The 22,843-nt window shown below is 64.5% G+C and carries 19 protein-coding genes; 9 read left to right on the top strand and 10 right to left on the bottom strand.

Annotated elements, in window-relative coordinates:
* The first annotated feature begins 445 nt into the window (after positions 1–445).
* Positions 446–1,294 carry a CsgG/HfaB family protein gene (locus EYV96_RS11320; protein ID WP_240732467.1) on the top strand — a complete coding sequence of 283 codons (849 nt, stop codon included), beginning with the start codon at positions 446–448 and terminating at the stop codon, positions 1,292–1,294.
* Between the two features lie 128 nt (positions 1,295–1,422).
* Positions 1,423–1,881, top strand: a complete 459-nt coding sequence (locus tag EYV96_RS11315) for a cupin domain-containing protein (RefSeq protein WP_131151670.1) — start codon at positions 1,423–1,425, stop codon at positions 1,879–1,881.
* Between the two features lie 120 nt (positions 1,882–2,001).
* Here EYV96_RS11315 and purD read toward each other — a convergent pair whose 3' ends face one another.
* The 6 genes from purD to EYV96_RS11285 all read right to left on the bottom strand — a co-directional run bounded on the left by purD (position 2,002) and on the right by EYV96_RS11285 (position 11,022).
* Positions 2,002–3,285 (bottom strand): phosphoribosylamine--glycine ligase, encoded by a 1,284-nt coding sequence (gene purD / locus EYV96_RS11310; protein WP_131151669.1) that lies wholly within the window; start codon positions 3,283–3,285, stop codon positions 2,002–2,004.
* A 514-nt stretch (positions 3,286–3,799) separates the two neighbouring features.
* Complete coding sequence (locus EYV96_RS11305; protein WP_131151668.1) at positions 3,800–5,182, bottom strand: AMP-binding protein; 1,383 nt, start codon at positions 5,180–5,182, stop codon at positions 3,800–3,802.
* A gap of 193 nt (positions 5,183–5,375) precedes the next feature.
* Positions 5,376–5,948 carry an L-threonylcarbamoyladenylate synthase type 1 TsaC gene (gene tsaC, locus EYV96_RS11300; RefSeq protein ID WP_131151667.1) on the bottom strand — a complete coding sequence of 191 codons (573 nt, stop codon included), beginning with the start codon at positions 5,946–5,948 and terminating at the stop codon, positions 5,376–5,378.
* Positions 5,949–8,501, bottom strand: coding sequence for a DNA topoisomerase I (locus EYV96_RS11295; RefSeq protein ID WP_131151666.1), 2,553 nt, complete (start codon positions 8,499–8,501; stop codon positions 5,949–5,951).
* Positions 8,502–8,650: 149 nt separating this feature from the next.
* Positions 8,651–9,772: a DNA-processing protein DprA gene (gene dprA / locus EYV96_RS11290; protein ID WP_240732465.1), complete on the bottom strand. Its 1,122-nt coding sequence runs from the start codon at positions 9,770–9,772 to the stop codon at positions 8,651–8,653.
* A 116-nt stretch (positions 9,773–9,888) separates the two neighbouring features.
* Positions 9,889–11,022: a LysM peptidoglycan-binding domain-containing protein gene (locus EYV96_RS11285; protein WP_131151664.1), complete on the bottom strand. Its 1,134-nt coding sequence runs from the start codon at positions 11,020–11,022 to the stop codon at positions 9,889–9,891.
* 189 nt (positions 11,023–11,211) lie between these two features.
* On the opposite strand from EYV96_RS11285, the gene def reads away from it, so the two are divergent.
* The 5 genes from def (at position 11,212) to EYV96_RS11260 (ending at position 16,744) form a co-directional block, all read left to right on the top strand.
* Positions 11,212–11,721: a peptide deformylase gene (def, locus tag EYV96_RS11280; protein ID WP_131151663.1), complete on the top strand. Its 510-nt coding sequence runs from the start codon at positions 11,212–11,214 to the stop codon at positions 11,719–11,721.
* Positions 11,718–12,659 (top strand): methionyl-tRNA formyltransferase, encoded by a 942-nt coding sequence (gene fmt / locus EYV96_RS11275; RefSeq protein ID WP_131151662.1) that lies wholly within the window; start codon positions 11,718–11,720, stop codon positions 12,657–12,659. The genes def and fmt overlap by 4 nt, the downstream gene beginning before the upstream one ends.
* Complete coding sequence (gene rsmB / locus EYV96_RS11270; RefSeq protein WP_131151661.1) at positions 12,656–13,948, top strand: 16S rRNA (cytosine(967)-C(5))-methyltransferase RsmB; 1,293 nt, start codon at positions 12,656–12,658, stop codon at positions 13,946–13,948. Before fmt ends, rsmB begins: the two co-directional genes overlap by 4 nt.
* 94 nt (positions 13,949–14,042) lie before the next feature.
* Entirely contained in the window at positions 14,043–15,770 is a 1,728-nt protein-coding gene (locus EYV96_RS11265) for an ArnT family glycosyltransferase (protein WP_131151660.1), read from the top strand.
* On the top strand, positions 15,770–16,744 hold the full coding sequence (locus EYV96_RS11260; RefSeq protein ID WP_131151659.1) for a glycosyltransferase: 975 nt from the start codon (positions 15,770–15,772) through the stop codon (positions 16,742–16,744). The genes EYV96_RS11265 and EYV96_RS11260 overlap by 1 nt, the downstream gene beginning before the upstream one ends.
* A 41-nt stretch (positions 16,745–16,785) precedes the next feature.
* Here the strand turns inward: EYV96_RS11260 and EYV96_RS11255 are convergent, their stop codons facing one another.
* From EYV96_RS11255 to EYV96_RS11240, 4 genes are all read right to left on the bottom strand, one after another.
* Positions 16,786–17,616 (bottom strand): glycosyltransferase family 2 protein, encoded by an 831-nt coding sequence (locus tag EYV96_RS11255; protein ID WP_131151658.1) that lies wholly within the window; start codon positions 17,614–17,616, stop codon positions 16,786–16,788.
* Complete coding sequence (locus tag EYV96_RS11250; RefSeq protein ID WP_131151657.1) at positions 17,613–18,830, bottom strand: O-antigen ligase family protein; 1,218 nt, start codon at positions 18,828–18,830, stop codon at positions 17,613–17,615. The genes EYV96_RS11255 and EYV96_RS11250 overlap by 4 nt, the downstream gene beginning before the upstream one ends.
* Positions 18,823–19,722 (bottom strand): glycosyltransferase family 2 protein, encoded by a 900-nt coding sequence (locus EYV96_RS11245; protein WP_131151656.1) that lies wholly within the window; start codon positions 19,720–19,722, stop codon positions 18,823–18,825. The genes EYV96_RS11250 and EYV96_RS11245 overlap by 8 nt, the downstream gene beginning before the upstream one ends.
* 97 nt (positions 19,723–19,819) lie before the next feature.
* Positions 19,820–20,746, bottom strand: a complete 927-nt coding sequence (locus EYV96_RS11240) for a hypothetical protein (protein ID WP_131151655.1) — start codon at positions 20,744–20,746, stop codon at positions 19,820–19,822.
* Between the two features lie 237 nt (positions 20,747–20,983).
* On the opposite strand from EYV96_RS11240, the gene EYV96_RS11235 reads away from it, so the two are divergent.
* Together EYV96_RS11235 and EYV96_RS11230 are read left to right on the top strand one after the other, a co-directional pair.
* Positions 20,984–21,799, top strand: coding sequence for a glycosyltransferase family 2 protein (locus EYV96_RS11235; RefSeq protein WP_131151654.1), 816 nt, complete (start codon positions 20,984–20,986; stop codon positions 21,797–21,799).
* 3 nt (positions 21,800–21,802) lie between these two features.
* Positions 21,803–22,831, top strand: coding sequence for a CDP-glycerol glycerophosphotransferase family protein (locus tag EYV96_RS11230; protein ID WP_131151653.1), 1,029 nt, complete (start codon positions 21,803–21,805; stop codon positions 22,829–22,831).
* The last annotated feature ends 12 nt before the right edge of the window (positions 22,832–22,843 follow it).

Here is a 22,843-nt window from a genome sequence, read left to right as displayed (position 1 = left end):
GCAATATGTAGCGCTGTCATCCCTACTGACTGCAATGCGTGCTGCCAGGCACGCATATCCTGCATTCGCCGTCGCGCTCCGCGAAGGTGTCTCGGACGGAAGTCTGCGCGAACTTCAGCATGAATTTCCTGGCTGACCTTCGCATTCGACGGCGACCCTCGTGGCGCTTACACGTCCTCGGTGAATCCTGACATTCAAAGACGCTCCATAGGTCGAGTTCGCGCGAATCCTCCCGATGTAGTCCGAGTTCGCGCGTCGACATACTTCGCAAGCGCAGTACAGGAAACGCCAAGCGAGGCAGTTCCTTCCATTACTTCAGGGATTGATGATGAAAAGACGTACTCAGTTCTCCGTTCGCAGCTGCGCTGCGGCAGCCATAATGTGCCTGTCCATGACGGGTTGCGCCGAACTCATACCAAAGTCCGCTCAGGAACAGCGTAAGGAAATGTCCGCACAGATCCCCAAGTGTTCCAGGAATCTGGGTTCGATCGCAGTCCATGAGCCGGATGGCGGAAAGCACTGGTGGACAGAAAAACAGTTGCCGGCCCCATCGAAGCTGATCAAGGTTTACATAAGCAAGTCTGGATGCTTCAAGCTGGTTGATCGCGGTGTGGGTATGGACATCGCGATGAAAGAGCGCGAGCTCGCTTCCCAGGGTCAGCTGCGTGTTCAGTCCGCCGTAGGTAAGGGACAGATCAAGGCCGCGGACTACATCCTGGTTCCCGATTTCATTTCAAGCAACAACGATGCAGGTGGTGGTGGCGGTGCCGCGGCACTTGGCGGACTTATTGGAGGCGGCGCTGGCGCACTGCTGGGCAGCATCAATTTTCGATCACGCACGGCAGACGTCGTGCTGACGGTTACCGACGTGCGCAGTTCCGAACAAGTTGCGATGGTCGAAGGCTCTTACAAAAAGACTGACATAGGCTTCGGCGCGGCAGGAGGTCTTTTCAGTGCGGGCGGCCTGGGAAGCGCGTCAGTAGGTGGTTACGCCAACACCGAAATGGGCCAGGTGACGGCGCTTGCCTACTTGCAGGCATATACAGAGCTCGTGCGCCAGCTCGGTGGGCTTCCGGATGACGCCAAAGAGGCCAACGCGAAACAATCCGTAACTGTCTACAAGGCCGGCAAACTGTTATCGCGGGCAGATGGCTCAGGCAAGTCGGTTCGTGACGTGACGCCTGACGTACTGCTGTATCCAACGGGCAACAAGCAGGGTGCCATGTGGGAAGTCGAGGACGACGTAGGCAACAAAGGATGGATTTCTTCCACGCTACTTAAGTTGGCCCACTGAGTACTGAACGTCGAGTTCGTCGATGAGCGCCAGACGATCCTGAACATGACTCGCCGGCGGCGGCCATGGGCCGCCGCCCCGATCCGGGGCTATGCTGAGGCATCACAGTGACGTCCGGAGCTTCTCCCATGAGTCATCCCCGATCGCTCCTGAAGGCCGATGCCATCGCGAAGATGGAGCCTGTCAGCAACGCCCATCCACTTAATCCGGAATCTTTCCGCCACAAGCGTGCATTGTCCGACGCCACCGGTATCTCGCAGTTTGGTTTTCACCTGATCGACATTCCGCCAGGCAAGGATTCCACGGAATATCACCGGCATCACTACGAGGAGGAATGCATCTACATCGTGGAAGGATGTGGTGAGGCTTTGATTGATGATGAGCGTTTTGCCGTCGGTGCGGGCGATTTCATGGGATTCGCACGTCTAGGCGCAGCGCACTCGCTCACCAATACGGGCACTGGTGTGCTGCGCCTTATCGTGGCTGGCCCGCGCCTTGAGCATGACGTCTGTGACTACCCCCACATCCGCAGGCGGCTGCACGCTAACGGCGCAATGCACGTACTGACAGATTTGCCTGAGGGTTAGACCACACCTTCACGTAGAACACGGAGGGCGAGGTACAAGCCTGGGAGTCGGTGACCTGGGCAGCGGAAGGAGCGGCTCGTGGCTGGAGCCGGCCCCCTCGCGACCTTTGTCAGGCTTGGCTTAGCTGCGATGAAGTGCTCGATGTGCGATATCACGGCGACAGAACATTCCGTCGAAATGAATTTTCGCGACCGCGTCGTAGGCGTTTTCGCGTGCCGCGGCGATGTCTTTGCCCAGTGCACAGACGGTGAGAACACGGCCACCCGCGGTGACTGAGCGGCCATCCGCGTCGGTTCGGGTTCCGGCGTGAAAAACCTTCACGTCATCTGAGAAGTGCGCATCGAGGCCTTCGATGGCATCACCGGAACGGACCTTCCCCGGGTAACCGCCAGCAGCGAGGACGACGCCGATGGATGGACGCTGATCCCAATGGATCGATGTGTGGTGGAGTTCGCCATCGAGCGCCGACTCAATCAACTCCAGAAGATCGGACTTCAGGCGAAGCATGATGGGCTGCGTTTCGGGGTCACCAAAGCGGACGTTGAATTCGATGACCTTGGGCGTGCCGGATTTGTCGATCATCAGGCCCGCGTAAAGGAATCCAATGAAGGGCGCGCCCTCCGCGGCCATGCCGTGCAAGGTCGGTTCGATGACTTCCTTGAGAATGCGCTTTTCGATGTCCGGCGTGACAACCGGCGCAGGCGAGTAGGCGCCCATACCGCCAGTATTGGGGCCAAGATCGCCCTCGTCGCGACGCTTGTGATCCTGGCTGCTGGCCATGGGCAGCGCGTGACTTCCATCGCTCATGACAATGTAGCTGGCTTCTTCGCCTTCGAGGAATTCCTCGATGACCACGCGGGCCGATGCATCACCAAAGCTGTGGGCACCGAGCATGTCATGCAGCGCCAGTTCGGCATCGGCCAGCGTGAGTGCCACGACCACGCCCTTGCCCGCCGCGAGGCCATCGGCCTTGATGACGATCGGTGCGCCATGTTTGCGCACATAAGCCAGCGCCGGCTCCAGCTGAGTGAAGACCGCATAGTGGGCTGTAGGGATGTTATGGCGCAGCAGGAAATCCTTGGCAAAGGCCTTGGACCCTTCCAGCTGAGCGGCAATGGCGCGCGGGCCGAAGATGCGCAGACCAGCTGCGCGGAATTTGTCCACGACACCTGCCACCAGCGGCACTTCGGGTCCCACCACGGTGAGTTCGACCTTTTCCTCGCGCGCCAGCTTCAGCAAGCCCTCGATATCGGTCACGGCGACATTGGCATTGCGCACGCCCCGTTCGCGTGCCGTGCCGGCATTGCCCGGGGCAACGATGACTTCACTGACCCGCGGCGACTGCTTGAGCTTCCACGCCAGGGCGTGTTCGCGCCCGCCGTTGCCGATGACCAGAACCTTCATGTCGTGCTCCACTTCTTTGGGCGCCCGTTGACGCAGCGCGCCATTGTAGCGGCTGACTGTGCTGGACCGGCCAGTTTTGCGTCCGCCTGTCAGGCGATCGCCGCCACGTGTCGCCGTGGATTGGATCTCCCGAAGCCGCCCCGTCTGCGGCTCTCTGGCCCGGCTTCCCCTGCGGCGTGACCCTTCATGCGTTGCTGTTGTTGGGCACCTTCCGGCTCAAGACTCGCCGAGACCGGCGGTCTGGCGATGATCGCTGCATTCGCCATGCGGACGACCCGATCCGGGCAGGTCAGGAGTCGCCCACCGTCGCAGCCGTCTCCGTCATCCCGCGAAAGCCACGCAGCTTCCGGTGTCCAACGGGTGATGCGGTCTCGAATGGGAATGGGTGGCCGCGCGAATGGCGCGGACCGTCTTGTGGCGTCGCCCCTGCATCACTATCGCGAGCAGGCAGGTTTTCGTTGGCCTGGCGGGTTTGTCTCAACAGACCTCGGCGGCAGGAACCGGACAACCTCGTTCAGCCAGCTTTTTCAAGCATGGCCATCAGCTCTGCGCGAGGAAGCTTGCCGGTTTCATTGCGAGGCAGCGCGGAAACCAGGCGAAGGGGACGGGGGAGGAAAAGCGGCTCAACCGATTCGCGAAGCCGGTTCAGGATGGTCTGCTCGTCCAGATCGGGAGCGACTACCAGAGCAGCAACGCGTTTGACGCCGATGACGTCGCCATCAAGTTGCAGCATCACGCCATCGAGCACACCAGGAATGGCGAGCAGGCGACGCGTGAGATCGCCCAGGGATGCGCGTTTGCCCGCAATTTCAAGCAAGTCGGCATGGCGGCCGCACAGGCGGAAGCGGCGTCCGTCATCCTGCAGCACGACGATGTCCGCCAGCGTGAGCAGGCCGTCGAGCTGAGGCGCCTCGACCGCGGTTCCGTCGGGCTGAGGATGCAGGTGGATACCGTCGTAGAGGGTCCACGGCTCATCGTCCGCAGCACGTCGCGTGGCAATGACACAGGTCTCGGTCGAACCGAACACCTCCAGCAACGGCGCGCCAAATCGCGTTTCGGCTTCGCGCGCGAGCTCGGCTGGCATCGGTGCCGTGGCCGACACCATGGCAGCGATCGGCGGCAGGGTCACGCCCGATTCGACCAATGCACGAAGGTGGATCGGCGTGATGATCAGGACACGGGGGCCAGGCACTTGCGCCAACGCGGCGGCCACGTCGGCAGGAAAGAAGGGCCGTCCCGCATGGACCGCGACATCTCCCAGCAACGGGAGGAGCACCGACATCTCCATGCCGTACATGTGCTGAGGCGGCACGGTGGCGACCACGTCGAAGTGCTTGCCGACCAGCGCGTGCAGCACGCGAACGTTGCCGGCTGTGCTGGCATGGAAACTCCGCCAGGTCTTCGGATAGGACTTGGGCACGCCCGTGGAGCCTGAGGTATAGCCGAGGGCCACCACCTGGTCTGCGGGAATGAGGGGCACCACGAATCCGTCGACAGAGGTCGGCGCATGCGCCAGGTCCACCAGGGTGGGCATCGGGTGATACGAGGGCGGTGCCGGCTCAAGGGCCTGCTCACCCACGGCATAGCTTCCGGGATAGCCCGCCATGACGTCGGTTACCGCCTGTGGCGCGCGCGAGGAGGGCAGAAGATTGGCTTGCCCGCGCAGGACGATCGCGCAGAAGGCGACGAGGAACGCGTATCGGTCCTCACACAGGTTGACGGCAGCCGAGCCACTCGGCAGCGTCGCCGCGACCTGCTGCACGTGGGCCAGAAACTGCGCTGCGCTGATCGGAGCGCCATTGCGCCACGCCACGGTGCGCCCGGGCTGACCGGCTGCCAGAAGGGGCAAGCTCGAATCGGCCAGTTCCTGGCGATAGCTGTCGTAGACGATGGCCAAACGTATGTCTCCTGTTGCCCTAATCGGCATGACATGCCCGCGCCGCCCGTGTAAGCCGGGCGCCAAGGGTGCACTGCGGAACCGGTGAGGCTCCCCCCATCCTCACAAGAGCCGCTGAATCCCTCCCCACTTGCCCCAGCGGCATGGCGGAAACCGTTCATGAACGCGCGAGGCGTCTGGCGAAGGTTTCGCGTCAACTACGGATGATAGCGCCGGTCAGGGCGTCTCGAATCATGGTGGGGCGGTCGAGTTGTCCCAAGGGGGCGTCGACGATGCCATCGACAGTGTCCCCGAAATATTCGCGAAGCATGGCGACGGAGCGTGCCGGCGGTTGGCCATGCGGATTGGCGCTGGTTGAAACCAGGGCGCCACCGTAGGCCCGGCAGAGCGCAGCAGCCGGTGCGTGAGCCGTCACGCGCAAGGCAATGCCCTCGTGAGACCCGGCCACCCAGTCCGGTACGTCGCCTGAGCGCGGGAATATCCAGGTGATCGGGCCCGGCCAGCTGGCCAGAACTTCAGCCATTACCGTATCCGGTACCCGGGATCGGTCGATGTAGCGCTCCACCTGCTCAAAGGTTTCCGCGATCAGCAGCACGCCCTGCGTGGGCGGACGCTGCTTGAAAGCAAACAGACGCCGGAAGGCATCGTGGTTGTGGGGGTCGCAACCGAAGCCAAATACGGCTTCGGTGGGATAGGCCACCACACCGCCGCCATGCAAAAGCGAGGCGGCAGCGTCCAGTTCGCCCAGGGTGAACGTCCGGGTCACTCAGGCGCCAGCCGGCTTCTTGGCAGGGGTCTTCTTGGTGGCGGCTTTCTTGGTCGCCGTCTTCTTGACGGTGGCCTTCTTGGTAGCGGTGGCAGCCTTCTTCGTCGCCGCGCCGGTCGTCGACTTGGCCGCCGCCTTCTTGGTGGCGGTCTTGGTGGCGGTCTTGGTCGCCGTCGACTTGGAGGCAGCCTTCTTCGCAGGTGCTTTCTTGGCCGCCGCCTTCTTGCCCGCCGCCTTTTTGAAACCGCGGCCCTTCTTGACCGGCGCCGCCGCCAGCAGCTCCAGGCACTGGGCCTCGGTCAGCTCCTTGGGCTCCTGGTCTTTCGGAATGCGCGCGTTCTTTTCACCGTCGGTGATATACGGACCAAAGCGTCCGTTGAGCACCTGCACGCCGTTACCGAAGTCCAGGATGATGCGGTTGGCCAGCATCTCGAGCTTTTCCTGCACGATCTGCAGCGCACGCGGCAGCTCGATCGTGTAAGGGTCATCTTCGGGCTTCAGAGAAGCGTAAGTGCTGCCCTGCTTCACGAAGGGGCCGAATCGGCCGACGCCCACACTCACGTCGTCGCCGTTTTCCGCCTGGCCGAGCTGGCGCGGCAGCTTGAAGAGTTCCAGGGCCTCTTCCAGCGTGATGGTATGCATGCTCTGCCCGGTACGCAGGCTGGCGAACTGGAGCTTTTCGTCCTGATCCTTGTCGCCAATCTGTGCGTACGGTCCGTAACGACCCAGACGCACGGACACGGGCTTGCCCGATTTTGGATCGGTGCCCAACTCGCGCGCGCCAGTGGCTTCGCTGCGATCGACCGTTTCGGTCTTCTCGTCGACCTGCTGCTTGAACGGCTGCCAGAAGCGTTCCATCAGCGGCACCCAGGCTTCTTCGCCACGACTGACCGCATCGAGCTCGTCTTCGAGCTTGGCGGTGAAGTCGTAGTCGACATAGCGGGTGAAATGCTGGGTCAGGAACTTGCTCACCGCGCGGCCCACGTCAGTCGGCTTGAAGCGGCGACTGTCGAGAAGGACGTATTCGCGATTCAGAAGCACCTGAATGATGCTGGCGTAGGTGGACGGGCGACCAATGCCATATTCCTCAAGCGTCTTCACCAGGCTCGCTTCGGAGTAGCGCGGCGGCGGCTCGGTGAAGTGCTGGTCTGCAGCGATGTCGTGCAGGGCGACCTGCTCACCTACTTCCAGGCGCGGCAGGCGACGACCTTCATCGTCATCCTCGGCACTACGCTGGTCACGACCTTCTTCGTATACAGCCAGGAAGCCCGGATCGACGACGGTCGTACCCGTGGCGCGAAACGCGGCATCGCCGCCTGCGACGTTCTTGACGTCGAAGTCCACGGACACGGTGTTCATCGTGGCATGGATCATCTGGCACGCCACGGTGCGCTTCCAGATCAGTTCGTAGAGCTTGCGCTGTTCCTCGTTGAGGTACGACGACACTTCGCGCGGCGAACGCATGGCCGAGGTCGGTCGAATCGCCTCATGCGCTTCCTGGGCGTTCTTGGACTTGGACTTGTAGACCTGCGCGTGATCCGGCAGCGCCTTCTTGCCGAAGTCGCGCGCAATCAGCTGGCGCAGCTCGCCCACGGCATCTTCGGACAAGGCAACGGAGTCCGTACGCATATAGGTGATAAGACCGACGTTGCCTTCGCTGCCGATCGACACACCTTCGTACAGGCCCTGCGCCACTTTCATGGTGCGGCTGGTCGAGAAACCAAGCTTGCGCGCGGCTTCCTGCTGCAGCGTGGACGTAGTGAACGGCGGAGCCGGGCGACGCTTGCGCTCCTTGCTACCCACATCGCTGACGGTAAGGCGACCGTGCGCGGCTTCCTTCAGCGCAGCGCGGGCCGCAAAGGCATCGGTCTCGTTGGTCAGGTCGAACTGCTCGAACTTCTTGCCATTGAGCCTGGTCAGACGCGCCGAAAAATCGCCTTCCGGATGACGAAGTGCCGCTTCAATCGTCCAATACTCGCGCGCCACGAAGGCTTCGATTTCCTCTTCGCGCTCGACGATCATGCGCAGCGCCGGACTCTGCACGCGACCTGCGGACAAGCCGCGCTGTACCTTGCGCCACAGCACCGGCGACAGATTGAAGCCCACGAGATAGTCCAGTGCGCGACGCGCCTGCTGGGCATCCACCAGGTCATGGGAAAGCTGGCGAGGCGCGGCGACGGCAGCCTTGATCGCTTTGGGCGTAATTTCCGAGAACACCACGCGATGGAGCTGCTTGCCCTTGGTCAGGCCGCGCTCCTTGAGAATCTCGCTGATATGCCAGCTGATCGCCTCGCCTTCGCGATCCAAGTCGGTCGCGAGGTAGATGTCGTCGGCCTGGCGAGCCGCCTTGGCGATGGCATCGACATGCTTTTCGTTGCGGTCGATGACCTCGTAGGCCATGGCAAAGCCATGGTCGGGGTCGACCGCCCCCTCCTTGGGCCGGAGGTCACGGACGTGACCATAGGAGGCCAGGACCTGGAAGTCCTTGCCCAGATACTTGTTGATCGTCTTCGCCTTGGCGGGGGATTCGACGATGAGCAGGTTCTTTGCCATGAAAAAGGGGTATCCGAAACTTGGGGCCCGCTACGTGGGCGGGCCCTACCTATATTTAGTTAAAGGCATGCCCTGAACGCGCCGTCAAGCTGGACCTCGTGAAAACGAGGCCCAGCGCGGTTTTGCGCCAGGCATACCTTTCGCCAGACCTACCATCCCCGCCGGGTCGCGGGGCTCTTGAGACGGACATAGCGATTGCCGGGAAGACTCTCAACCCGACCATCGAGTTCGAGCATCAGCAACCGGGAGGTCAAAGTCCCGGCCGACTGGCCCGTACGCTCGGCGAGCTCATCCATGAGGATCGGATCGTAACCCATTGCCTCCAGCAGCTCGGTATCCACCGAACTGGCCGTCGTCGCTTCATGGGTATCGGCCGATGCGTCGTGACTTGAGCCAAGTCGCCGCGCCAGTTCGGCGCCCATATCGGCCGCCAGGGGCGCAAGCACCTCGACAATCTCGCTGGCGCACTCAACCAGTCGCGCGCCGTCCCGAATCAGCTGGTGGCATCCTCGAGCCAGGGGATTATGAATGGACCCGGGCAAAGCGAAAACCTCCCGGCCCTGTTCGGCAGCAAGTCGGGCTGAAATCAGTGAACCCGATGGCAAACCCGCCTCGACCACCAGCGTCCCCAGGGCCAGACCCGAGAGAATCCGGTTGCGGCGGGGAAAATGATCGGCCTTGCCCGGAGTATCGAGCGGGTACTCGCTCACCAGCGCGCCCGATGCCGCTATCCGTCGCGCCAGGCCACGGTGCTTTGACGGATACACCCGGTCCACGCCGGTACCCACCACCGCCACCGTCGGCTGCCCCGCATCAAGTGCCGCCTCATGGGCAGCGCCATCCACCCCGTCGGCAAGGCCACTGGTGATGACGAAGCCTGCTCGCGCCAGCTCGCCTGCAAAGCCGCGCGCGTGGAGCCGCCCCGACATGCTCGCCTGCCGGGCGCCCACCACGGCCACCTGCGGGCGCAGGAGCGCACTGGCATCCCCCATGACAAACAGCGCCGCCGGCGGCTGGTCGATGCCTTGCAGCAGCGGCGGAAAGTCGAGGTCCGTGCAGCGCACGAAGGCGTGTTGCGGTTCGGACAGCCAGCAAAGGTCGTCCTCCAGACGCTTTTCGTCCGGTCGCCGCAGCCAGGCCTGAGCTGCGGCATCCAGACCGTCGCAGCGCTCACGAACCAGCCGCAGCGCGCCGCAGGCGGTGCCGTCAGCCCGCGCCACGGCCTCCCGGACCATGGCTGCGCCGAATCCCGGCGTGCGCAGGAGGAGCATCCATGCCCTCAGTTCTTCCAGTTCGTCCATCCGGGAAGTTTAGACAGCACCAGACAGCAAAACGGCGCGGGATTTCCGCGCCGTTCTGTCGTACTTCGATGATTCGAGCCGGGATCTTACTCAGGCATTGTCAGGCGATCGCCCATCTTCACCGGGCGAATGCCATCCATCACAAGGCCGTAGCTGACACGATCGAAAGTGCGGAACACCATGACATGGCCGATGAACTCTTCAGGCAAGGTCACATGCGGCGAGGTACCGCGATTCCAGCTGTTGCCAGCGACATCGTCGGCAATCGTCTCGCCCGGCTGCCACACGGAGAAGGTCTGGCCGTTTTCCACGCCATCCTTCGCGCCGATGGACAGCGCCACCACCTGGTTCGGGCCCACGGCATCCAGCGCGTCAGCAAATGCGATCACGCGTGCATTGGGAGCGATCGCCTTGGGCGCGTGCGGGTAGTAGTACGCGTCGTAGGGCTTGTCGTCGATCGGCAGGATGCGGTCACCCTTGCGGATTTCCTGCGTGGAATCGAGCAGGAGCAAGGTCGTCGGATCGCCGGTGCGCAACACTTCGGCCGTGCCGATCACCGCCACTTCCACGCCCAGGTCGCGACCACGGCCGTAATGGCCATCGTTGCGGAAGTTCTCGCTCCACGGCGCATGCACCATCGACACGTCGCTATCGATCAGATGGCCGACGATGCCGTTCTTGTCGGAGTCATCGCTGCGATCGTCTTCGTTGAATCCGCGGAACACATGGCTGGGACGCACGATGGCGAAACGCTGGCCCGGCGAGGCATTGAGATTGCGCACGTAGATGTTCTGGCCAACCGCGCCGCGCAGGCGGGCCTCTTCCAGACCCACGACGTACGGCAGATCGTTGACCGCGCCCGAATCCATCACGGTCAGTTCCTTGAGGAACGTGCGCAACTGGGACAGCGGGATCGCCGGGACCGGCTCACCTTCGGTGCGCACACGCGGCTGCAGGCCAAGGCGCGGACCGTTGATGAAGGAAAGATTGAGCACGTCACCCGGGTAGATCAGGTGCGGGTTCTGAACCTGCGGATTGGCCTGCCATATCTCCGGCCAGAGCCAGGGCTTGGACAGGAAACGCGCGGAGATACCCCAGAGCGTGTCGCCCTTGCGCACGGTATACGTGTCCGGGTGATCGGCACGCAGCTGCGCTCCGGCGGCATACACGGCGACAGTGACCAGCATGCCGGCCAGCAGCCCGATGGACTTTCTGATCATAAACGGGATTCCCCCATCCCCCGATGCTCGGGCGAGTTTAACCGAACAAGTCATGCCTGCAAGCAGCGCCAGTTGGCAAATTTGCCTGCCAGACACGGGCTTGCCGGCGTACAATAAGGCTCATTCTAGAGGGCGCACGGGCTTGGATTTCACCAAATCGCCCGCACTTTCGGCGCCGAGGTATATGAAATGTCCACCCTGACCATTCTCGAATTTCCCGATCCGCGCCTCCGCACCAAGGCCGAGCCCGTGCGCGTATTCGACGCTGAGCTCAAGCAGTTCGTGGCCGACATGTTCGAAACCATGTACGCCGCCAATGGCGTGGGCCTGGCGGCGACGCAGGTCAACGTGCACCAGCGCGTGCTGGTGGCCGACATGAGCGACGAGCGCAATGAGCCCCTGGCGCTGATCAACGCCGAAATCATCGAGAAGGACGGTTCGCAGGTGTATCAGGAAGGCTGCCTGTCCTTCCCGGGCATCTATGCCGACGTCACCCGCGCCCTGAAAGTGAAGGTGAAAGCCAACGACGTGGACGGCAAGGAATTCATCGTCGAGGCCGAAGGCCCCCTGGCCGTGTGCATCCAGCATGAGCTGGACCACCTCGCCGGCAAGGTCTTTGTCGACTATCTGTCGCCCCTGAAGCGTTCGCTCCTGCTCAAGCGCATGGAAAAGCAGCGCAAGCAGGCGGCCAGCGCTTGAGCGGCGCGCCACTGCGGGTTGTCTTCGCCGGCACGCCGGAGTTCTCGGTTCCCTGTCTTGAGGCCTGCCGCGCCAGCGGCGCCGAAGTCGTGGCCGTCTATACCCAGCCCGACCGCCCGGCCGGCCGCGGCCGCAAGCTCACGCCCAGCCCGGTGAAGCAGGCCGCGCTCGATGCCGGCATCCCGGTCGAGCAACCCGAATCCCTGAAAAGCCAGGAGGCCCGCGACACGCTGGCCGCCTATCGGCCGGATCTCATGGTGGTCGTGGCCTATGGCCTGATCCTGCCGCGCAAGGTGCTGGCGTTGCCGCGCCTCGGCTGCTGGAACGTCCACGCCAGCCTGCTCCCGCGCTGGCGTGGCGCCGCGCCGATCCAGCGCGCGATCCTCGCCGGCGACACCGAAAGCGGTGTCGACCTGATGCAGATGGAAGCGGGCCTCGACACCGGCCCCGTCCTCCTTGAACGCCGCACCCCGATTTCCCGCGAAGACACCGGCGGGTCGTTGCACGATCGCCTTTCCGCGCTCGGCGCCAACGCGCTGGCTGAAGGCCTGCGACGCGTCATGGCCGGCGAATCGCTCGCTGCCAAGCCGCAGCCGGAAGAAGGCGTCATCTACGCCCATAAGCTCGACAAGGCGGAGGCCCGGCTGGATTTCCAGCGTCCCGCGCTCGAGCTGGAACGCCAGATCCGCGCCTTCAATCCCTGGCCCGTCGCCGAAGGCGAGTTTGCCGGCGAACACCTGCGCGTGTGGAATGCCACCGCCATCGACGACGCTCCATCGGCCGCCCCCGGCACCGTGGTGGGCGCCAGCGCCCGCGGCATCGCCATCGCCTGTGGCCAGGGCACCCTGGTGGTGACCGAGTTGCAGCGCGCCGGCGGCAAGCGCATCACGGCCGCCGATTTCCTCAACGCCCGCGCCGACCTGCGTACCGCCCGATGAACGACACCCGCGCCCTCGCCGCCCAGGCATTGGCTGAAGTGGCCCTGCGCGGCGCATCCTCCCGCGACGCCATGGAGCGCTACGCCCCGCGCCTGCCCGACAGCCGCGATCGCGCGCTGCTGATGGCCCTGGTCAGTGACGGCGCCCGCTGGTGGCTGCGTTTCGATGCCGCCGTGGATCGCCTGCTCGAGAAGCCGTTGCGCCAGAAGGAACCGGCCATCCATGCCCTGCTGGTGCTGGGCCTGGTGCAGCTGGAAATCCTGGAACTCCCGGATTACGCCGCCGTCGCCGCCACCGTGCAGGCCGCCCGCGCGCTCCAGCGCCCGCGCCTGGCCGGCCTGGTGAACGCGGTCCTCCGTCGCTGGCAGCGCGAACGCACCGAACACCTCGCTGCCCTCGACGCGAAACCGCAAACCCGTCACGCCCATCCGGCGTGGCTGGCCAAGGCCATCGCCCGCGACTGGCCGGAACAGGCCGATGCGGTCATGACCGCCAACAACATCGAGCCACCGCTGATGCTGCGCGCCAATCGCCGCCGCACCACGCGCGAAGCGCTGCTCGCAACCTGGGCAGCCGCCGGCATTGAGGCGGGGCCGCATCCCTGGCTCGCCGACGGCATCGTCCTTCCGCACAGCACCGACGTCACCCGCATGCCGGGTTTCGCCGAAGGCCTGTTCGCCGTCCAGGATGGCGCCGCCCAGGCGGCCGCCGACCTCGCCGACGTGCGCGACGGCCAGCGCGTGCTCGACGCCTGCGCCGCTCCGGGTGGCAAGGCCTGCCACCTGCTCGAACGCGCCGATATCGACCTGACCGCCGTGGAATTCGACGCCGGGCGCGCCCAGCGCATCCAGCAGAATCTCGATCGCCTGGGCCTCAAGGCCCGTCTGATCGTCGGCGACGCCAGCCAGCCCACGTGGTGGGACGGCAAACCCTTCGCCCGCATCCTCATGGACGCGCCCTGCTCCGCCACGGGCGTGTTGCGTCGACGCCCGGACGTGCGTCTGCATCGCCGCGAGACCGATATCCCGGCGATGGTCGCCCAGCAAAGCGCGATCCTGGCGGGCCTGTGGCCACTGCTCGCCCAGGGCGGCAAGCTCGTTTATGTCACCTGTTCGCTGCTGCGCGCCGAGAACGAAGCCGTGGTGAGAGCATTTGCCGATAAGCACGCCGATGCCCACGCCATCGCTTTCTCGTTGCCCGACGGCCATCTGGCCCAGCCCGGTTGGCAAATCCTGCCTGGCGATGGCGATCTCGACGGCATGTACTATGCCGTGCTTGAAAAGCGCTGATTCGCGTCTAAGCCTCGGGTAAGGGCCGCTGGGCTACAAAGGCCGCCCCGCCCGCGGCCCGACCCGTACGCGTCCCGATCCTGGAACCCCACGCATGCCCGTTGTCTCCCAAGCCACTCCGCAGGAACGTCGCTATTTCTGGCTGCTGATGCTGTTCGCCTTCGTGGTGATCGCCGCCGGCATGGGCCTGCGCGACCCCTGGCCGTCGGACGAGCCGCGCTTTGCCCTGGCCGCCAAGCAGATGGTGGAAAGCGGCAACTGGCTGTTCCCCCATCGCGGCAGCGAGCTGTACTCGGACAAGCCACCAATGCTGTTCTGGCTCGAAGCGGCCAGTTACACCGTCATCGGCAACTGGCGGATCGCTTTCCTGCTGCCCTCGCTGCTGGCCGCGCTCGGCTCGCTCGCGCTCGTCTATGACCTCGGCCGTCGCCTGTGGAGCCGCCAGGTCGGCCTCTACGCCGCCGCCGCGCTGCTGATCAGCTTCCAGTTCGTGTACCAGGTCAAACGCGCGCAGATCGACCCGCTGGTGATGTTCTACATCACCGCCGCGAACTGGGGCCTGTTGGTGCACATGCTCAAGGGCCCGAACTGGCGCGCCTTCTGGCTCGGCTGTTTCTGCGCCGGCCTGGGCGTGATCACCAAGGGCGTCGGCGTCCTCGCGCTGTTCCTGTTCGTGCCTTATCTCGTGGGCGTCTTCGGTCGATGGAACGGCATCGCCCGCATGGGCGAAGGTGCCTGGTGGCGCTGGGCGCTGGGTGCCGTCGCGCTGGTGCTGGCGATGATGCTGTGGCTGGTGCCGATGCTGATGGGCGCAAAGGCGCATGCCAACGATCCGGCTTACGCCGGCTACGTCAACGACATCCTTTTCCACCAGACCGCCGGCCGTTACGGCAAGTCGTGGGATCACCACCACTCGCCGTTGTATTACGTGCCGATCGTGCTGTTCACCTGGTTGCCGCTTTCGCTTACCTACCCCGGCACGCTGCCGCGCTGGTGGCGCGCGCTGAAGGAGAAGGACGGCCGCATCCTGTTGCTGCTCGGCTGGATCGTGCTGGTGCTGGTGTTCTTCTCGATCCCCAAGGGCAAGCGCGACGTGTACATCATGCCGGCGCTGCCCATGCTCGCCGTCGTTACCGCGCCGTATCTGGGTGAGCTGCTGCAGAAAACCTGGCTGCGTATCGCCGGCCTCGTGTTTATCGGCGTGATGGGCGCGGCGATGCTTGGCGTCGGTGCGGTCTCATTGGTCAGTCATCCGAAATTCGCCGCCGATTTCGCCACCGCGCGCGGCTTCGACGACGGCGGCCATGCGCTGTGGTGGATGTTCGTCACCATCGGTGCGGCGCAGCTGTTGCTGGTCGCCGCGCTGCGCGTGCGCAAGGCCGTCTGGGCCGTCAGCGGTGGCATGGCCGTGATGTGGCTGGTGTGGAGCCTGTGGGCTTACCCGATCCTCAACGATTCCAGTTCCGCCGCTGGCCTGATGGCCGATGTGCGCGAGAAGGTACCGGCCGGCGATGAACTGGGCATGGTCGCGTGGAAGGAACAGAACCTGCTTATGCTCGATCGCCCGGCCGTGGATTTTGGTTTCACCCAACCCTGGCATGAGCAGTACGCCAAGGCCATTGCCTGGCAGGCGCAGGATCCGGCACACCGCTGGATCTTCGCGCTGGATACCGTGATGGCCGATTGCGTGGATCGCAGCAAGGCCGTCAGCCTGGGCCACGCCAACCGCCGTGAGTGGTGGCTGTTCAAGGCCGATGCGGTAAAGCCCGGCTGCGTGCCGTCCGACGACGTCGATCGCGTGCCGCAGTTCTCCGCTGACTGATGACGCGACTGAACGTCATCGGCCGTGACAACGGCGCCGGCCTCAGTCGCGACATGCACCTGCTCGCCGACGCCTTGCGCGAAGGCGGCCTCGACGCGCAGCTGACGGCGCTACCGCACCGTGGCGGCTTCGCCGAGCTGCTCACGCGCCTGCAATGGCAACTGCGCAAGCCTGCGTTCGACATCAACCTGATGCTCGAGCGCATTCGTCCGGAATATTGGCGTGCGGCGCACCGCAACGTGCTGATCCCCAACCCGGAATACTTCCGCGACAAGGATCGCGCGCAGTTGCACGCGATGGATGCGGCGTGGGTCAAGACGCGCCACGCGGAACGCTTGTTTGGCGCCCTGGGCGTGCGCACGCATTACATCGGCTTTAACAGCCCCGATCGCCTGCTGCCGGCCGTCCCGCGTGAGCGCACGTTCTTTCATGGCCCTGGCCGCAGCGGCAACAAGGGCACGCGCCAGCTGATCGACCTGTGGGCCCGCCATCCCGAATGGCCGACGCTCACCGTCGCCTGGCGCCGCAAGCGCGTCGACGTGGGCGACATGCCGCCGAACGTGCAGCTCCTTCGTGATCACATTGACGACACGGCGTATCAAGAGCTGCAGAACCGACACGTGTTCCATCTGTGCCCGTCGCAGACGGAGGGCTTCGGCCATTACCTCGTCGAGGCCATGAGTTGCCGCGCCGTGGTGATTACGCTCGATGCGGAGCCGATGAATGAGCTGGTCACCGGCGCCCGGGGCGTACTCGTGCAGGCACGCGCCAGTGGCACGCAGGATCTGGCCACGCTCTATGAAGCGGACGAAGCATCGCTGGAGCAGGCCATCGAACGGTGCATCGCCATGCCGGATCACGTCCTGACCCGTCTGGGGTCGGCGGCGCGTGCGTGGTTCGAATCCAATCGCGATGGATTCGCCGGGCGCCTGCGTGATGCCGTGGCTTGCGTCCATCGCTCCGCGGCTTCATGACCCCTTCTCCCGTCAGGAGAAGGCACACCGCCCGGTTCCCGTCACGGCGTGACGAATTCACCCATGTGATCGGCGATCCCCCGCTCGCACCACGTCACCTTGCGCTCCACGGTTTCACGCAGCAGCCGGTTGTTGGGTAGCGTCGGATCGTTCACGTCTTCCTGGGCCCTCGAGCGATGCTCCAGGTGCACCGCCAATGCCGACCATTTCAGCTGCCGTCGCTTCAGGCCCGTGTTTTCCAGGCGCACCGCCAGCTCGCGATCTTCCGCGCCGTAACCTTCCATGCGCTCGTCGAAACCATTGACGCGCAGCAGGTCCTCGCGCCAGAAGCTCATGTTGCAGCTCATCACGCGGCCGCCATTGCGACCCTTCGCCTTCCATCGCGCCAGTGCCGGCTGGCGAAATGCATACAGGCGACGCGTGCCATCGAATTCATGGAAATTCGCCGGGATCCACGGCGCAAACACCGGCCTACCACCGGCCAGCAAGCGCGCGCTTTCGGCCGTGTTCGCCTTCAGGCGACCGCCCTGCAGGAACACGCCGGGTGTCGCCAGCATCAGGTGATCGGCGATGAACTGCGGATGCAACACCATGTCGCCATCAAGCAGGACGATGTAGTCGCCGCTCGACGCCGCGATGCCGCGATTGCGTGCGCGCGCCGCACGGAAACCACGATCCTCGTGCCACACATGCCGCAGCGGCACGGGGAAATCCGCACGCACGCGATCGATAACCGCCAGGGTCTCGGGACCCGAGCCGTCGTCGGCCACGATCACCTCATCCGGCAATCGCGTCTGCCGCGCCAGCGAGCGGAGTACCAACTCGAGTGCGCCAGGCCAGTTGTAGGTGAGCAGGATGACCGAGACCTTCATGCAGGATTCGCGGAAGGAGTGAGGGAGCGCTGTTCCAGCGAGAGGCAAAGCGCCAGCGGCAACCAGGTAAACAGCCAGGTCGGACGCGGACTGGCCAGCAGGTAGGGCAGGTCGAACTGCACCAGCACCGTGCCGAACAGCCACAGGCCGAGCACCACGCGTCCCAGCGGATCGTGGCGATGGGTCCACCCTTTCCAGCCGACAGCCAGCCAGATGCCGGTCCACAACAGGAGCCCGGGCAGGCCCAGTTCAATCGCCAGCTGACTGAACATATTGTGGGCGTGGGTGAGGGTTTCATGGCCGGCGGTGAGCTGGATCGGCGTACCTTGCCCCACGCCGAGCCACGGGTGTTCAAGGAACAGCGTGGTCGCCCTGGCAAAGATCTCCGGGCGCAACGACAGGCCACGCGCCAGGAGCAGATCCGCCCCCGCCACCATGCCGACCAGCGCCAGCACGGCCAGGGCGCCGGCGAACCACCAGGCACGCCGGCCACCGGTGCATAGCGTCATGGCGATGACGGCCAGGAACATCGCCGCCATCGCGCTGCGGGCAAATGTCAGCAACACACCGAAAGCGAGCACCGCGATCGCCACCCATTTGAGCGCCATCCATCGCTTGTCGTCCGCGCGCCAGGGCCAAAGCCACATCAGCGCGGCGCCCATGCCGCCCGCTGCCAGGTTGGCATTGGCCATCACGCCAAAACCTTCCAGACGTGCGTCCGCCACGGGATTGATCAGATCCAGGACAATCGCGATCGACGCGGCGACGGCCATGCCCAGCCCGCAGATCACCAGCAAGCGCTTCGTCCAGTCCTGCTGGCCACCCAGCGCCTGCTGCCAGGCAAACAGGAACAGCACGATGCTGACGTTGTGTCCAAGCACGTCTTCCTTGCGACCGGCGTGGCCCCAGAACAGCGTGACCGACGCCCACGCCAGCAGCAGCAAGACCCAGGGCATCAGCGACTGCCGCCAGAACGGCACGATGCGCCGGGGCTGCATCAACAGGAGGACAAACGCCGGGAGATAAAGGGTCAGCCCCAGCAGGCGCTGATAGAGCTTGCCGGGGTTGTAGGAAACCCCCGCCGGCATGAAGGCCATGCCCAGGATCAGCCAGGCCATGCCTACGATCAGTACACGACAAAGCCATCCGGCGACGCCCAGTGGCGCGGGTGCCGTGGCCGATATGTCCTGGTGGTTCAACAGCGTTTCACTCATGCATGGCAACCGATCGCTCGCGCAGATCCGCGGGCTGCTCGACAAAATCGGGCAAGTGGCGATCAAGACCGTGTTCGGTGCGGATCAGGCGCGCATCCTGGCTCGCGAAGAGCAGCTTGTTGTTCGGCAACTCCGGATCGGCCGGGTCGCCGAGCAGGACGCTGCGGTGTTCGAGGTGCAAGGCCAGCGCGGCGAACTTGATCTGGCTGCGGCGCAGGCCGGCATTGCGCAGGCGGATATCGATCTCCAGGTCCTCGCTGCCATAGCCGTGCATGCGCTCGTCGTAACCATTGACCCGCACCAGATCCTCGCGCCAGAAACTGATGTTGCAGCCCATGGGGTGGCCGCTGGAGCGCGATTTCAGGCGCGCCAGCCAGGGCAGTCGCAAGGTGTGGTGGCGCCGCCCGAAGTGGTACGTCGCGCGATCCTTGTCATCCCGATAGTAAGCATCGGTGAACCAGCTGAAACGCGGCGCGCCGCCGGCGATCAGACGGGCGGTTTCCTCCACGGTGGTGCGGATGCGCGTGCCCTGGAGGAAGCGGCCGGGCTGGGCCAGGCTCAGGTGGTCGGCCACGAAATGGCGATGGATCACCATGTCGCCATCGACCTGGATGACGTATTCACCACGGGCGGCGGCGATGCCGCAGTTGAGGATGCGCGACTTGCGAAAGCCCTCGTCGGGCTGCCACACGTGGCGCAGCGGCACCGGGAACGTGCGGGCGGCCTCGCGAATCAACTGCGCGGTGTCCTCGCGCGAGCCGTCGTCCACGATGATCACTTCGTCAGGCAAGCGGCTTTGCGCGGCCACGCTGCGCAGGACCAGCGCCAGGGCTTCCTTCCAGTTGTAGGTGGAAATCAGCATCGAGACGGTGGTGGGGCGCGCTTGGGACATGGATATCCTGTGTGGTCGGTGAAGAGCTACCACGGTGATCGGCGCCTCCTGCACCTCGCCTGACGCATCACCGCTCGGGTTTTGAAGCGGTGTCCGGTCAGGCTGGCATTCTCGCCTCGAAGGCGTCTACCAGAACGGGGTGACGGTCGTATTGATGCACGATGGGCGCGACGTTGCCGTCACGATTCAGCAACTGGCCGTCGCCCGTCAGTACAAAGTCCTCGGGCTTCATGCACCCCAGGGTGGCGATGCGCGACACCAGCGGCTGGCAAAGATGGGCCGTCGCCAGCTCGCCACAGTGCAGCAATTTGTTGTGGAAGGCCTGGTCGTAGATGCGCGTCTTCATCTTCCTGAACGGGAGATCGAGGGTCTCGCGCAGGATCTGCCGGATATACGTGGTCATCGAGGCCATGTCGCCGAGCGTCACGCCCGAACAGGAGACCTGGCGATCGCCGATGCGGTCCAGCATGGCCGGGCCGTAGGCGTCGAGCAGCCAGTCGCGGTCGAACGGCTCGGTGGCCAGGGTCAGGCTCGGCGTTTCCATCCCCAGGTGAAGGCCCTCGCCCACGCCGTGGAAAGGATCGTCCTGGAACACCACGTCGCGCACGTCACTGAGCAGCACGTGGCTGAAGCCGGGGTGCCGCGCCAGGTATTCCTCGTAGTGGAAGTACCGCGTCACATGGGGCATGCCCTGGAATCGCAGCATGCGGCGCTTGAGCCGGGGCACCTGCTCGGCGGGTACGACGGAGAACAGGCGCTTGTAGCAGGAGCGCACGAACTTCGAGTGTTCGCGGATACCGCGAATGCGCACGAATTCGACATCCAGCGACGGCGCGCGGGCGTGCACCATGGCCGGCACGTCGGCCATCTGACTGGCATAGACGAACAGGACCAGACGCCCCCGGAAGCCGACGGCCTGGAGGCTCTGGACGAAGAGTCGGATCTTGTCCGGCGTGTATCCCGCCGCCGCCCCCAGGATCAGGTGGGCGGGCTTTCCCGTGGATTTGCTATGCGTTCCGCTCACTTACAACCGCCTTTCCATAGTCGTGCCCATGCCAAAAGGCCGGCAGTGCCGGCCCACCAGCTTCCATAGGAAACGTTTGAGGCTGCCATCGGTTGCAATCCCGACGCCAACCCTCCTCAAGCCCCCGCTCGCGGTGGCGCATCTTAGACGATCCATATGAAGCCCAATCGAACGCCGCCCCGTCCCGGTCCAGCCCCCGCCAGAGACGCTCTCCGGCGGGTTGGCTAAAATGCCCGCATGACCGAGTTCCCCATCACCCTGGCCGTCATTACCCACAATGAGGCCGACAACATCGCGCGCTGCCTCGACAGCGTGCCCTTCGCCGCGGAGAAGCTGGTGGTGGACAGCGGCAGCACCGATGACACGGTTGCCATTGCCCAGGCCCACGGCGCCCGCGTCGTCCATCAGGACTGGCTCGGCTTTGGCCCGCAGCGAAACGCCGCGCAGGCCATGTGCGCGCATGAGTGGATCTTATTCCTCGACGCTGACGAGTACCTGAGCCCGGCCCTGGCCCAGGAGCTGCAGGAAAAGCTCCCGGCCCTGATGGCCAGCGACATACCTGCAGTCGTCCTTCGCCGCAGTACGGTCTTCATGGGCGCGCCGATGCGCTGGTATCTCCCTTCCATGGGCGAAAAGATGGCGCGCCTGTACCATCGCGGCCGCGCCCGCTGGTCCGACGCCCGCGTACACGAATCCTTGAAGTACGACGGCGACGCGCCGGTGCTCAATGGACGTTTCAATCACACCAACAATCCGACGCTGGTGCACAAGCAGCTCAAGGTGCTGCGTTATTCCGAACTGAAGTGCCGCGACTGGCTGGACAAGGGCAAGCCCGTGCGCATGTGGCAGGCCCCGTTCGTGTTCTGGCTGGCCTTCATCAAGGACTACGTGTTTCGCCTTGGCATGCTGGACGGCTGGCGCGGCTTCATCGTGGCGCAGACCGCGGCGACGTACGCCATGTACAAGCGCATGCGTTACTTCGAGATGCGTCACAATCCCGAATCTGTCGCCCTCGCAGAGGCGGCCCTCCATCGCCACGGCATCGATCGCTGACCCATGAGCAAGCAGCACTACCTCCTTTACGGCTCCGAGCGCTACGCGCTGGCCATTCTCCGCCCGGTGCAGGACGCCATCCGCGCGCGCGGCGACGAGGCTGCCTGGTTCTTCGACGGCCCCGGCGCGGAAGACCTGGAGGAAGGCGAGCGCCTGCTCACCGTCGAGGAAGTGCGCAAGTGGAAGCCGCGCGCGGTGATCACCTCCAGCAATGCCGTGCCGCATTTCTTCCCCGGCGTGAAAGTGGAAACCTTCCACGGTTTCGATGCCGGCAAGCCGCGCCACATTTACATCCGCGGCTTCTTTGACCTGTATTGCACCACCGGCCCGCGCGACACAGCCAAGTTCCAGGCCATCTCCGACCAGCTCGGCCACTTCGCCGTGGCCGAAACCGGCTGGCCGAAGATCGACCCCTTCATGAAGGAGATCGCCGGCGCACTGCCGCCCGTGCGCCAGCCGCCGGTGATCCTCTATCACTCGACGTTCTCGCCGTCGTGGAGCGCCGCCGAAACGCTGTACGAGGAAGTGAAGCGCCTGTCGCGCGACGGTCGCTGGCGCTGGATCGTCACCTTCCATCCGAAGATGAATCCGGAGACGGTGGCCAAGTTCAAGGCACTGCAGAACGAGCACCTGACGTTTGCCGAGAACGACAACATCCTCGAACTGTTCCCGCAGGTCGACATGATGTGTTCGGACACGTCGTCCGCACTCAACGAATTCCTGCTGACTGGCAAGCCGGTGGTCACCTTCAAGAACCGTCGCCCGGGTCCGCAGCTGATCGACATCCATGAGGTCAGCGAATTCGAACCGGCGATCGAGCGTGCGCTGGCGCGTCCGCCGGAACTGATGCAGGCCATCCGCGAGTACGCCGATGCGATCCATCCGTACCGCGACGGCCATTCCAGCGAGCGGGTACTCAAGGCGATCGACGATTTCATTGCCAGGGGTGCGCGCAACCGCAAACGCAAACCGCTGAACTGGTGGCGCAAGCTCAAGCTGCGACGCCGCATCGGCTACTGGGGCCCGGCGTAATCCGCTGGCGTT

The organism is Dyella terrae, assembly GCF_004322705.1.
GTDB classification, from domain to species: Bacteria; Pseudomonadota; Gammaproteobacteria; order Xanthomonadales; family Rhodanobacteraceae; genus Dyella_D; species Dyella_D terrae.
Note: the sequence above shows the minus strand (reverse complement) of the source record. Positions and strands in the feature narration are given on the sequence as shown.